Origin of the sequence: Evansella vedderi, from assembly GCF_030813435.1 — a bacterium.
Classification (GTDB): Bacteria; Bacillota; Bacilli; order Bacillales; family Salisediminibacteriaceae; genus Evansella; species Evansella vedderi.
Map to the genome: position 1 here is coordinate 502,345 of NZ_JAUSUG010000001.1, position 12,670 is coordinate 515,014.

The 12,670-nt window shown below is 41.8% G+C and carries 10 protein-coding genes; 9 read left to right on the plus strand and 1 reads right to left on the minus strand.

All coding sequences use genetic code 11. From position 1 onward, the window contains the following. Positions 1-23: 23 nt before the first annotated feature. The 8 genes from J2S74_RS02340 to J2S74_RS02375 all read left to right on the plus strand — a co-directional run bounded on the left by J2S74_RS02340 (position 24) and on the right by J2S74_RS02375 (position 10,397). A complete protein-coding gene (locus J2S74_RS02340) occupies positions 24-1,826 on the plus strand; it encodes an L-lactate permease (protein WP_307321310.1) in 1,803 nt (600 codons plus the stop codon). 105 nt (positions 1,827-1,931) lie between these two features. Continuing rightward, positions 1,932-2,639, plus strand: a complete 708-nt coding sequence (locus J2S74_RS02345; RefSeq protein WP_307321442.1) for a FadR/GntR family transcriptional regulator — start codon at positions 1,932-1,934, stop codon at positions 2,637-2,639. 287 nt (positions 2,640-2,926) lie between these two features. After that, entirely contained in the window at positions 2,927-4,465 is a 1,539-nt protein-coding gene (locus tag J2S74_RS02350) for an AbgT family transporter (RefSeq protein ID WP_307321313.1), read from the plus strand. Positions 4,466-4,685: 220 nt separating this feature from the next. Continuing rightward, positions 4,686-5,909 (plus strand): M20 metallopeptidase family protein, encoded by a 1,224-nt coding sequence (locus J2S74_RS02355; protein ID WP_307321316.1) that lies wholly within the window; start codon positions 4,686-4,688, stop codon positions 5,907-5,909. Positions 5,910-5,941: 32 nt separating this feature from the next. After that, a complete protein-coding gene (locus J2S74_RS02360) occupies positions 5,942-7,264 on the plus strand; it encodes an amidohydrolase (protein ID WP_307321319.1) in 1,323 nt (440 codons plus the stop codon). A 2-nt stretch (positions 7,265-7,266) separates the two neighbouring features. Continuing rightward, positions 7,267-8,511, plus strand: a complete 1,245-nt coding sequence (locus tag J2S74_RS02365) for a M20 family metallo-hydrolase (protein ID WP_307321320.1) — start codon at positions 7,267-7,269, stop codon at positions 8,509-8,511. Between the two features lie 45 nt (positions 8,512-8,556). After that, positions 8,557-9,879, plus strand: a complete 1,323-nt coding sequence (locus J2S74_RS02370; protein WP_307321321.1) for a hypothetical protein — start codon at positions 8,557-8,559, stop codon at positions 9,877-9,879. Between the two features lie 323 nt (positions 9,880-10,202). Further along, positions 10,203-10,397 (plus strand): hypothetical protein, encoded by a 195-nt coding sequence (locus J2S74_RS02375; protein ID WP_307321323.1) that lies wholly within the window; start codon positions 10,203-10,205, stop codon positions 10,395-10,397. 221 nt (positions 10,398-10,618) lie between these two features. Here J2S74_RS02375 and J2S74_RS02380 read toward each other — a convergent pair whose 3' ends face one another. Beyond that, the gene (locus tag J2S74_RS02380) at positions 10,619-11,551 is read right to left on the minus strand and encodes a PD-(D/E)XK nuclease family protein (RefSeq protein ID WP_307321325.1); all 933 of its coding nucleotides are present in this window, start codon (positions 11,549-11,551) and stop codon (positions 10,619-10,621) included. Between the two features lie 400 nt (positions 11,552-11,951). Between J2S74_RS02380 and J2S74_RS02385 the strand changes: the two genes are divergently transcribed. After that, the gene (locus J2S74_RS02385) at positions 11,952-12,662 is read left to right on the plus strand and encodes a hypothetical protein (RefSeq protein WP_307321327.1); all 711 of its coding nucleotides are present in this window, start codon (positions 11,952-11,954) and stop codon (positions 12,660-12,662) included. Positions 12,663-12,670 lie beyond the last annotated feature (8 nt).

The window sequence follows — 12,670 nt, forward strand, 5'->3', positions numbered from 1 at the left end:
ATATGTAATTGGAGGGGTTATGTATGGGGTTAGGTATGTTGTCATTTTTGGCATTAACACCGATTATTGTTGTATTTATCTTTTTAGTTATCTTGAATTGGCCAGCTAAAAGAGCGATGCCACTGGCGTTAGTTGTTACTGTTTTGTTAGCTTTGTTCGTTTGGGGTACGGAAATGGCGAAGGTAGGGGGAGCCATTGTTCATGGAATTGTAAGCGCTTTAAATATCTTGTTTATTGTGTTTGGAGCCATACTTTTACTTAATACTTTGAAAGAAAGCGGTGCCTTACAAACGATACGCCGTGGATTCACGGACATTTCTCCGGACCGTCGTGTACAGGCGATCATTATCGCTTGGTTATTCGGATCCTTTATTGAAGGGGCAGCGGGATTCGGTACACCAGCGGCAATTGCTGCACCATTATTGGTGGCCATCGGCTTCCCGGCGATGGCAGCGGTAGTGGTTGCCCTTATCATTCAAAGTACACCTGTTTCCTTTGGAGCCATCGGAACACCAATTCTTGTTGGGGTAAACAACGGAATTGGTGGTCAGGAAAACGTTATGGCAGCTCTCGGAAGCCAGCCATTAAGTGAGTATATAAACTTTATTGGTGCTCAAGTAGCAATGATTCATGGGTTAGTCGGTGTCCTTGTACCATTGTTAATGGCAGGAATTCTCACTCGTTTCTTTGGTAAATCTCGTTCTTTTGCTGAGGGCTTTAAAGTGTGGAAGTTTGCCCTATTTGCAGCGGCAGCGTTTATTATACCGGCAAATATTGTGGCGAATCTCCTAGGACCAGAATTCCCATCCCTGTTAGGAGCCCTTATTGGATTAGTCATTGTGGTTCCAGCTGCAAAGGCAGGTTGGTTCCAACCTAAGGCAGAAGACCGATTTGATTTTGAAGAGCGCAGCAAGTGGGAGCCAGAGTGGATTGGAACTTTGCAGGATGCTTCTAAAGCAGAAATTACTGGCAAGTCCATGAACATGGTTGTTGCTTGGTTCCCTTACATTTTAGTTGCCGTTTTACTCGTTTTAACACGTACTTGGGATTGGTTGAAGGGAATATTAACCAATTCCAATGTTACCTTAGCCTGGAATGACATTTTTGGTTCCGGCATAAATACATCTTCTCAACCGTTCTATTTACCTGGGTTCATTTTCATTATTGTTTCCCTCGCCACTTATTTTGTTCATAAAATGGGCAGCAACGGAAATAGCGGGGGATACGCCAGAGCTTGGAAGGAATCCTTTGGAACATTAGTCGGGGCAGCCTCGGCATTATTATTTGCTGTTCCAATGGTTCAGGTGTTCATCAACTCAGCTTCAGACCAATATGCTAGTATGCCACTTATCTTGGCAGATGCCACGTCTAACCTAGCAGGGGAATTCTGGCCCTTATTTGCTCCAATTATCGGTGCACTGGGTGCCTTTATCGCAGGTAGTAATACAGTAAGTAATATGATGTTCTCTCTATTCCAATTCAGTACTGCCGAAGGGATCGGATTAGATGCTGCAGGTGCCGGTATCATCGTTTCTTTACAAGCAGTTGGTGGAGCAGCGGGGAATATGATTACAGTGCATAACGTCGTTGCGGCAGCGGCAACCGTTGGCTTGCTAGGAAAAGAAGGTCTTGTTATTCGAAAAACCATTATACCGATGGTCTACTATGTGGGTGCTGCGGGCTTACTAGGTATGGCCCTTGTCGCCGGAAGCTTTAATTTCTGGTACATTGCGTGGATCGTTTTTGCAGCAGCGTTCTTAGCTGTTATCTATAAAAATAAGCAAAAAACACCACTGGATCAACAGAAAAAGAAATCTGCAGTATAAATAACTACGGAGAAGGAAGGCATCGCATCAGCCTTCCTTCTATCCTTATTAAAGGTTAGTTATACATTTATATCCCTTAGATAGCAGGTGAAATTAACAGTGGAAATGATACGTCGTCAAAAAATTTATGAAATTGTAGCCAATAAAATAAAAGAGAAGATCAAGAACGGAGAATTGAAACCAGGAGATAAACTAGAAACGGTGGAGCAAATGGCAAAAAGCTATGGTGTAGGCCGTTCCGCCATTCGAGAAGCACTAACCACCCTAAGAGGTATGGGCTTAATAGAAATGAAGCAAGGAGAGGGAACATTTGTAAAAGAATATGATTACTCCCACTTTATTCCTTCAAAAGACTCTTTACTATTATTAGACAAGAAGGAATTAAGAGATTTATTTGAGGTCCGAAAAATTTTAGAAACAAGTACTGCATTTATTGCTGCCCAAAATCGTAACAAAGATGACTTAACTCTAATAAAAAACGCATTAGATAAAATGACCACAGCAGTAGATAATGAAGAACAGGTGGAGCGGGCAGATGTGGAGTTTCATTTAGCAATTGCAGAAGCAACACACAATAGTTTTTTAATCGAATTGATGCATCATATTTCCGATGCTCTTTTTAGCACAATGAGAGAAAGTCGGAGATTCTGGCAGAGTTCTGAAAAATTAACTTTACAAAGACTATACCTAGAACACGAAAGTATCTATCATGCTATTGTGGATCAAAACTCGGAATTAGCCAAAGAGATCATGCAGTCTCACCTTGAAAAAGTGAAAGGTGGACTCCATTCTATGGAAAAAGATGAGCAATAAAGAGGGGAACAGGCAGAAAAGGGTTAATCAAAATGCTTGTTTGCCTTTTTTGTTTAAAAAATATCAACCCCTCTTTGTCAGTAAATCTAACATACTATTTTTAATTATAAGAATTTTTCAAAAGACAAACGTGTTCAAATGTGTTAATATACTTAATATCGGAAATATTAAGGAAACATTCCTTAATTAAGGAAAGGGACCCTTATTCTATATTCAACGAAAGTAACATGGTCATTAAATGAAGGATCCCGTTCCTTAATCCAAAAAAATCGAAGGAAGGTGTTTTAATGTCACAGCCACAATTAAACCCTGAAACAGGAGAGAAGAAAGGTTTGTTCATGCGCTTTTTAGATACCGTTGAACGAATCGGTAACAAACTGCCTCATCCATTTATGTTATTTGTGTATTTAGCTGCCTTTGTTATGGTCCTTTCCATGATTGTGAGCAGTTTCGGTGTAACCGTTGTTCACCCAGGAACACAGGAAGAAATGGCAATTAAAAGCTTACTTACAGGAGAAGGACTCAATTACATCATTAGCTCTATGCTCAGTAACTTTACTGGCTTTGCTCCACTAGGACTAGTTCTTGTAATGATGTTAGGGATTGGTCTTGCTCAAAAGGTTGGCTTAATACAAACTTTTATGAGGAAGGCGATTATTAATGCTCCTCCAAAACTGGTTACATATGCGGTGCTTTTTGCAGGGGTTATTGGTAACCTTGCATCAGACGCTGCATTAATTATTGTACCGCCTCTTGCGGCTATGGTGTTTTACGGTTTAGGAAGACATCCTCTTGCTGGTCTTGCAGCTGGATTTGCTGGTGCAGGTGCTGGTTTTACAGCAAATATATTTATCGCTGGTACGGATGCCCTTTTATCGGGAATTTCTACAGAGGTTGCCCAGACGGTTCAAGAAGGATTTGTAGTCACCCCAGTTGACAACTGGTTCTTCATGATTTTTTCCGTATTAATGCTTATGTTTGTTGGTGCATTTGTAACGGAAAAAATAATTGAGCCGAAGCTTGGCAAATATGAAGGAAATGCAGAAAAGCGTTTAGAGGAAATTACTCAAACGGAAAACCGCGGACTTCGCAATGCTATGTTTGCTGGTCTTGTGTATATCGGATTAGTTGCCTTAGTTGTTCTGCCATCAGATGCTCCACTTAGAGGCCCAGACGGTGGGTTAGTTCCTTCTCCGTTTTTAAGTGGAATTATTCCGATTATTCTATTCTTCTTTATTACTGTTGCAGTTGCTTACGGGCTTACTGTTGGAAAAATCAAAGGTACTGCAGATATTCCTAATTACATGTCCGAGGCGATGAAGGATATGTCTGGCTATATCGTGTTAATTTTTGCTGCATCCCAGTTCATTGCTTATTTTAACTGGAGTAACCTAGGGATCTGGGTTGCCGTAAACGGGGCGGAGTTTTTACAAAATGCTAATTTAACGGGTGTATTTGTTATCGTTGGATTTACTCTTTTAACAGCGATTATCAACTTGTTTATCTTTAGTGGTTCAGCACAGTGGGCGTTAATGGCCCCGATCTTTATTCCAATGTTTATGATCTTAGATTACAACCCTGCCTACGTGCAGCTAGCATACCGAATCGGGGATTCTGCCACTAACATTATCACACCGTTGAATCCGTATATGCTCGTTGTCCTTGCCTTTATGCGCGAATACGACAAAAAAGCTGGCTTCGGTACATTGTTTGCCATCATGCTTCCATATGCCCTATTCTTCCTAGCGTTCTGGATTGTCATCTTCGTAGTATGGACATTCACTGGAATTCCAATTGGACCAGGAGTGGAAATGAAGCTTAACTAGTAAAGTTTTCAAAGTATACTATATTTTTCACAATTTATTAGTATAGTAATGTAAGTCCACTAATTTTATAGATAAAAAACAGGTAGAAAAGGGAGAATGTCTTTTGGCTTCTCCTTTTCACCATTTCACCTTAATATGGAAAATAACTTCCCTATTACCGCACGAAAACGATACAAGAACAGGGAATTTATAATAAATTTTTTTATTGGAGTTGACAGTAATGAAACCATCAGTGCAAGGTTTTGGAGAAAAAATATTTGAAGAAGTTTTAGCTTTAAGACGTCATTTTCATCAGTATCCAGAGCTGAGCGGAGAAGAGTTTGAAACAGCAAATAAGGTCAAGGAGACCCTCGAAGCATACGGTATTCCATACACGGACGGATATGCAAAAACAGGTGTCCTTGGTGTTATTGAAGGGGGGAAACCTGGGAAAACAGTAGCACTCAGAGCAGATATGGATGCACTGCCAATAGAAGAGCAAAATGATCATCCGTATGTATCAAAAGTAAAAGGGAAAATGCATGCGTGTGGACACGATGCCCATACCGCCATGCTCCTTGGGGCTGGTAAACTACTGAACGATAGGAAAGAAGATCTTCCAGGAAAAGTCCTTCTCGTATTTCAGCCTTCTGAGGAATTTACCCCAAGGGGAGGGGCGGAGCCAATGATGGAAGATGGTGTTTTCCGTGAACACGAACCGGACGCTATTTTTGCCCAGCATGTGTGGCCTGACTTGCCTGTTGGACAAATTGGCACCATGGGGGGCTCTATGATGGGGGCATCCGATCGATTTAAGGTCATCATTGAAGGGGCAGGAGGCCATGCGAGCATGCCCCATCAAACAGTGGATGCCATCATCGTAGCCAATTCCGTCATCTCCAGCTTGCAGACAATCGTTAGTAGAAACGTGAACCCGATTCACTCTGCTGTTTTGACCATTGGGAAAATAGAGGGTGGCAGTCGTTACAACGTCATTGCAGACAAGGTAGTTTTGGAAGGGACGATCCGTACGTACACACAAGAAACGAAAAATGTGGTGAAGGAGCGCTTCCACGACATCGTATACGGAGTTTCGAAGACAATGGGGGCCCATGCTACGATTCAATATTTTGATGGCTACCCTGCCACCGTAAATACTCCCCATTGGGCAGAGCATGTGAAAAAAACGGCTCGACAGCTTTACGGAGATAAGGCAGCCCCTGACGTTGAACCATGCTTAGGAGGGGAGGATTTCAGTCGATTCCTCTTAAAATATCCAGGTGCTTATTTTTGGTTAGGAACGGCTGTTCCAGGAGTGGAAAAACAAAACCCCCTCCATGATCCTAAGTTTAAGATGGATCCGAAGGCCCTTTCTTATGGAACAGAGTTAATGGCTCAGGTAGCTATCGATGCCCTATTTGAACTGAAGGACAAGAAAATTACGGTTAACCTTAGGGCGGAATAGCTTTTTAAGTAACTTTATAGGAGGACAGTCTTGTGAGTATAGATGAAAAGAAATTATCTGATTTTTTTACGAATCTAGATGAATGGCTGGTGAAAACGAGAAGAAAGCTGCATCAGTACCCTGAGGTAGGCTGGACAGAATATTTTACAACCTATCTAATTGTTGAATCTTTAAAGGAGATAGATGAGGATTTCACCTTATATATTGGAAAGGACGCTCTCGTTTCGGAAGAAAGAATGGGAGTTCCCTCTAATGAGGTTTTAACAAAGGCAGAAGAACGGGCCCGCTCCTTAGGAGTACCGGAGAAGCTTATGGAAAAAATGGAGGGAGGCCATACGGGAGTAGTGGCTCAGCTAGATACGGGAAAGCCTGGTCCACATGTGGCCTTTCGCTTTGATATCGATGCTCTTCCCATTTTAGAATCAGAGGCTGATTCCCACGGACCAACCGCTAAAGCATTTCGTTCATGCAACGAGGGAGAGATGCATGCTTGTGCTCACGATGGCCACGCAACAATAGGACTTGGATTAGCAAGATTCATTTCGGAAGTGAAAGACCAGTTATCAGGGAAGATAACACTGTTGTTCCAGCCGGCAGAAGAAGGGAGCAGGGGAGCCCTATCCATGGTAGAAAAAGGCTGGCTTGATGAGATTGACTATTTCATGTCGGGGCATATCGGTGTAAAGCCTATGGAAATTGGGTATGTAGCGGCAACATGTGCAGGATTCTTAGCTACCACGAAAATTAATGCAAGTTTTTCAGGCAAATCGGCACATGCTGGAATTGCTCCTCAGGAAGGAAAGAATGCCCTTCTTGCTGCAGCGTCAGCAACCGTTCATCTTCATGGAATCACTCGCCACTCTAGTGGTGGAACGAGAATAAATGTTGGAAAAATAGAAGCTGGAAGGGGAAGAAATATCATTGCTGATAGAGGTTACTTAGAACTAGAAACTCGCGGAGATACAACGGAATTAAATCAGTTTATGGTAGAGGAAGGGAAACGAATCCTTAATTCAACAGCCTCCCTCTTTAATGTAGATGTAAAGGTAGACATCGTTGGAGAAGGGATTGGAGCAGACTGTGATTCGTACTGGATCGAAAAAGTAAAGGATGTTTGTAAAAACAAAGGGGGAATAACCCATGTTATTCCAGAAGTAAGGATCAATGGCTCTGAGGATGCTACGTACATGATAAGAAGAGTTCAACAAAATGGCGGAAAAGCAACGTACATGATCTTCGGAACTCCGTTGGCTGCGGGTCATCACCATCCACAGTTTGATTATGATGAACGGGTGCTGACAGTTGGAGTAGAGACGTTTGGAAGGATGCTTTTAAACTTGCAAGAGGGGGAATGATGATGAAGAGCTGGCTGGATAATAATTTAAAGGCGTTAAACCTCGTTGATACGATGGAGCAGGAGGAAGGCTTTACTAGACTTGGCTATAGTGAAGAAGAACTGCAATCTATGAGAGTGTTTAAAGAGCTCAGTGAAGAGCTTGGATTGTATGTAAGAAAGGATGAAGCAGGAAATTTAATTGCCCGCTGGGAAGGGAAGAAGGACCTTCCTGCAGTAACGTTAGGCTCCCATGTGGATACGGTGAAGCACGGGGGTGGCTATGATGGAGTAGCGGGAGTCCTATGTGCTCTTGGTGCCATTAAAGCTTTAAAGGAAGAAGCCTTTCTACCACATCATCCTGTAGAAGTGATTTGCTTTGCTTCCGAGGAATCTTCCCGTTTTGGTGTATCCACAATTGGAAGTAAGTCAATGGCAGGTATAATAAAGGTAGATGAATTAGCAGACGTTTCTGATGACACGGGAGTAACGGTAAAGGAAGCAGTAAATAGTACTGGCTTGAATTGGGAAAGGATTCATGAGGCAGAACGTGACGAAAGGGAAATAAAAAGTTTTGTAGAATTACATATTGAGCAAGGTGTAGTTATTGAAAATGCCGGTGCTCAATTTGGTGTCGTATCTGCTGTTGCTTGTCCCGTTCGTCTGAAGGTGAAGGTTACAGGAAAAATGGGTCACACGGGGACAACCCCAATGGGAAGGCGACAGGATGCCTTTGTCGCTACAGCACCACTCATTACATACGTCTCTGAAGAAGCGGAAAAGCTTTCTCAGGAGTCGGAGCATGCTATTGTGGCGACAGCTAGTACCATCAATCTATTGCCAAATGTCATGACTGTTATTCCGGGAACAGTGGAGTTGGGCATTGACATTCGCAGTGTAGATGACTCATTAAAAGCTAAACTGGCATCAGCCATTAAAGAGAAATGCAAGGAGCTAAAAGAAAAGTATCATGTTCAAATGGAGGTTCAAATCCTCGTGAATAATCCTTCTGTAAAACTAGACCTTAACCTTATGGACAATTTGAAAAAAATGGGTGAGGAACTAGGCTATAAGGGACACGAGATGATCAGCGGGGCAGGTCACGATGTCATGAATATGGCGAAAAAGTGGCCTTCAGGCTTAATCTTTATTCCGTGTAAGGATGGCTTAAGCCACCATCCAAAGGAACATGCCTCCCTGGAAGATTTAGAAATGGGTGTCCACTTACTCACGGCCTATATAAAAAGAGAGTCGGCAGAGCTGGACTAATTGGAGAAGGCCTATTCCGTAATTTTTTAAAGAAGGTGATTTAGGATGAAAGTGAAAATTGGGGTCGTGGGACCACAGGATTCTGTTGATAGAATTGTAGGAGTTGCCAATAGTTTTTCTGAATATAAGGATCTCGAAATCGTTTCTTTTCCTTACGCTCATACAAAGGAAGCCGTTACCATTGTAAAGGAAAATCGCGATCAGGTAGACCAGTGGTTTTTCTCTGGGCAGGCACCTTATTTCTATGCAAAGTCAAAGGGATTAACGGAGGAAGTGGAGATCAGCTATCCACCTTTATATGGATCAAGTCTTTTAGGTTCGCTCCTAGAGATGACATTAAAGGAGGAACAATCTTTTAGGGAAATTAGTTTGGACACAATCACAGCAGAAGAGGTAGCTTTTATTAGTAAAGCCCACGACCTCGAAGCATTTTCCTTTCAAACCTATTCTTATACAGAATACCGGGAGTCCGATAAAATTGTCAGGTTTCATCAAGAGCTAAATGAATCTGGTCAATGTGAAGTGGCATTAACGTGCTTAAAGGAAGTGTATGAACGATTACAAGATTTAGGGATTCCTTGCTATCGAATTATTCCTTCACAGCTTGCCATAAAGCTCGTTCTTCGCTATATGAAAGAGAGGGGCGAGTCCTCTAAGTACCGTCAATCCCAGATTGCAATAGTAGGGATCGAGGTAATTCACTCCGAGAACAGTGAAGAAGGGCAATATTACTCATATGAGCTGAAAAGGGATATATTAGATTTAAAGCATATGCTTTTAGATGAAGCAGAGGATTTGCAGGGATCCTTTGTGCAAATTGGGGATGGCTTGTATTTCATTTATACAACGAGGGGAGAAATCGAATCGGATCTTAATGACAAAACAATTTTTTCCCAACTGTCCATGATCCGCACGAAAAGCAAGATTAAAGTAAGGATCGGTATTGGCTATGGAATCACTGCCGTCGATGCAGAGCAAAATGTTCGCCTCGCTTTACAATATGCCCGGAAAGAAAAGGATACTGTTCTAGTTAGTGTTAACGAAAAGCGAGAAGTACAGCAGTTTTCCGAAAAAGAAGTAGGCACTTCCATTGAATTTAAAACAAGAAACTGGGGAGAAGAATGGGAAAAAAAGTTCAAAGACGCAAATATTAGTCAGTCCATTGTGAACAAACTGCACGCCCTCTCTTTCCACTATAAAAAAGATGTGGTCACCGTTAAAGATGTGGCCAAATGGCTGAAGGGAACAGAAAGAAATGCTCGCCGAATCCTTGGAGAAATGGAGCGGCTAGGACTAGCAAAAGTTAGTGGAATGGAACAATCAGGTTACGCCGGGCGCCCCAGCAAGGTTTATCAGTTCCTATTTTAATAGAGGGTGATTCTAAAAGAATACAAAAGTATTAAAATGACAGCAAACTTCGCGCTGCGCGATTCAAGGGAAAGTGCACCCTCGAGCTCTGAGTTATTGCGGCGGAAGCTTATACGCGGTATTGAACGAAAAAACGTTTCAATCAAGCCTCGAAACTTGATTGAAACGTTTTTTCTAATAAGTGTTGTTATAATAGTCTGGAAACATGCCTGAGCCTTGTCCGTATGGGTATCCGTGCTGCCAGTCCGTTTGATAATGCGTGTGCTTTGGCTGGGCCTTTGTTGTGGGTTGGGCTTTCGAAGTAGTTTGCTTGCCTAATTGCGATGGTGCTTCGGGATATTGATCTTGAGAAGGGGCTTGTTGATACGGGTAAGGATGGTGCGCCATATGCATCTGTCCAAATGGTGCTGCAGGGGGATGCCAAGCGTAGGCAGGCTTATAACCGAACCCATAAGGCCATGCTGCTTGATAGGGATTTGCATACATGTACATATAATCACCTTTTCTTAGAGATATAATAGTTTATTACTCCGTGTCCAAATATGAGCTTATCCCTATCTAATTTAGGCAATAACACAAGAAGGTGGCTCAAAAGGTTAAAAAAAGCAACTGCGGAATTAGAGTGCCTGAAGTGTAAATCAACTTCCAAATTTTGTACATTCAAAAATAGTTTTCATTTAACGTGATATTTCTAAAAACATGGGAGTTTGAGCCACCCCAGAATCATTTTGTAACCTTGCTAGCAACCTTCTTCACACAATTCCTTATAATTGCATTTTAAACACTTCTTTGTGTATTCTGTTTTGCTGAAAAACTCCAAGTCGATCGGTTCATTCGTATCCTCATCCAAGACGTATTTGCCCATTTCCGTAAGGCTCATTTCCATCCGCTGCAGGACATGCTGTAAATCGATTTCTTTTAAGTAATATTGCTGGCAATTTCCAGTTAACAAATATTCATTGCGGATCTCGATTTTTTCCAAAGGGACTTTATACTTCTCTTTCAAGTAAAGAGCATAGAGGGCTAGTTGATTTCGGTCCTCCATCGTTTCCTTCCCCGTTTTCCAGTCCACGATGATCCACTTGTCTTCCTTCAGGTCCTTATATAAAAAGTCAATAACCACGAACACTTTAACACCAAACAAAGTCAAGGTTCGGAACTCCTCAGACTGAACAAATTGCATCTCTTTTTTTGATGTAATATCCGTAAAGCTTTTACTGGCAAGGAAATTTTTAACACAAACGGCAAGGCGGTCTTCCATTTCCTTTATATCAGCTTCCTCCAGCTCCCCATAATAATAAATTTCATGGAGCATCTTGTAGTATTTCGGTCGCTGAGTCCATTCTTCCTGGTGCCTGGTTGAATCGATAAAAGCGGTATTCAAGCTCTTGCGGATAAATGAAACCAATTCTTCCTCCGCAGGTATAAAGGCAGACTGCTGGTAGTCTTTAATTACCTTTTCGATAATGGAGTGAAGCACTTCCCCAAATAAAATAGGCAGGTTCGTGATTTTTTTCAAGCGGTAGGTTTGCTTTGCTAAATCAGGGGAATCATTGAACCATCCGCTATGGGAAAAATAATAGTGGAACCCGTACTTACGGGAACAATCCATCAATGTTTTGTGCCGGGAAAGGGACCAGGAGAATTCCGGATAAAGTTTTCGCTGAAGCATAGGCTCGCCCCCTAAAAAGTTGTTAGTTTGATTATACAGGAAATATCCAGCTAGATTCGTTTTCAATTTTTCAAACTTCTTTCTTTTGAAAAATATAGTGGAAAAGTTAATAACTTTTTCTTTTAAAAAACGGGTTGCGCCATTATTGGGGTTTGTTGGGCGAAAATGGGGGTTGATTGCGCGAATAAGTGGGGTTATTGCGCCTAAATCCACCATGATTGCGCCTGAATTTCAATTAAAACCCTCATAATGTAAAAAAGTCCATTTAACAAAATGACTGCACTGCTCTAAATGAGAAATTTTGGACCTTTTTTTATGGGATAAAAAACGTAGGCTAACCTATAATAATCAGGTCTACCTCTAAGGTAGCTTAAATTGGAGGTGCATTGCCATCGATGGAATGTTCTTCTTCCTTATATTTGTACTGGTTGCTGGTATAGCTGGTTTATTATTTGCTGTAACAAGGAATAACCAGCCTGAGCCTGCACCTGCGTATGTAACAGAAAACGACCCTTCACTAACGAGATCAAGACAATACCGGGAGGAATTCGCCATGGACAGAGATTTAGAAGAACTTTACGAAGAGGGAAAAGCAGAAGCAGAAGAAGCGCAAATGGAGAGAATAGCTGCGAAAGTTGATGAAGAAATTGGTGAGGAGTTATCTCCTTTAAGAAGCCAGCTTCAAAACATGCAAGATGCATTAAATCAACTACAATCATCTAGTCAACAAGCTTCATCCATGAATAATTCAATGGGACAAATGGGGCAAAACCAGCAGCAATCTCAAGAGCTTCTTCAGCAAATGCAGCAGTTTAGCTCTCAAGCTCAGCAGCAACAGCAAAAAACCTTCCAACAGCTGCAGCAATCGATCCATCAAGCGGCACAAATGCTTGGCAATGTAGAGCAATCCTTACAACAGGTTAATATGTTAAATCAAATTGCTCAACAAATCGACCAAACACAGCAACAATTACAACAGCAGCAACAACAAATGCAAGGTCAGGGACAAAACCAGAATCAATATCAGCAAGGGCAACAAGGTCAAAACCAGTACAATCAAGGACAAAATCAACAAGGACAAGGATCAGGATTAGCGCAGCAAGGACATTAATCCGTAAT

Excerpts from the sequence above, each read along its gene's own strand:
- J2S74_RS02340 (WP_307321310.1), top strand. The coding sequence starts at position 24 with ATGGGGTTAGGTATGTTGTCATTTTTGGCATTAACACCGATTATTGTT.
- J2S74_RS02345 (WP_307321442.1), top strand. The coding sequence starts at position 1,932 with ATGATACGTCGTCAAAAAATTTATGAAATTGTAGCCAATAAAATAAAA.
- J2S74_RS02350 (WP_307321313.1), top strand. The coding sequence starts at position 2,927 with ATGTCACAGCCACAATTAAACCCTGAAACAGGAGAGAAGAAAGGTTTG.
- J2S74_RS02355 (WP_307321316.1), top strand. The coding sequence starts at position 4,686 with ATGAAACCATCAGTGCAAGGTTTTGGAGAAAAAATATTTGAAGAAGTT.
- J2S74_RS02365 (WP_307321320.1), top strand. The coding sequence starts at position 7,267 with ATGAAGAGCTGGCTGGATAATAATTTAAAGGCGTTAAACCTCGTTGAT.
- J2S74_RS02370 (WP_307321321.1), top strand. The coding sequence starts at position 8,557 with ATGAAAGTGAAAATTGGGGTCGTGGGACCACAGGATTCTGTTGATAGA.
- J2S74_RS02375 (WP_307321323.1), top strand. The coding sequence starts at position 10,203 with ATGGTGCTTCGGGATATTGATCTTGAGAAGGGGCTTGTTGATACGGGT.
- J2S74_RS02380 (WP_307321325.1), bottom strand. The coding sequence starts at position 11,551 with ATGCTTCAGCGAAAACTTTATCCGGAATTCTCCTGGTCCCTTTCCCGG.
- J2S74_RS02385 (WP_307321327.1), top strand. The coding sequence starts at position 11,952 with ATGTTCTTCTTCCTTATATTTGTACTGGTTGCTGGTATAGCTGGTTTA.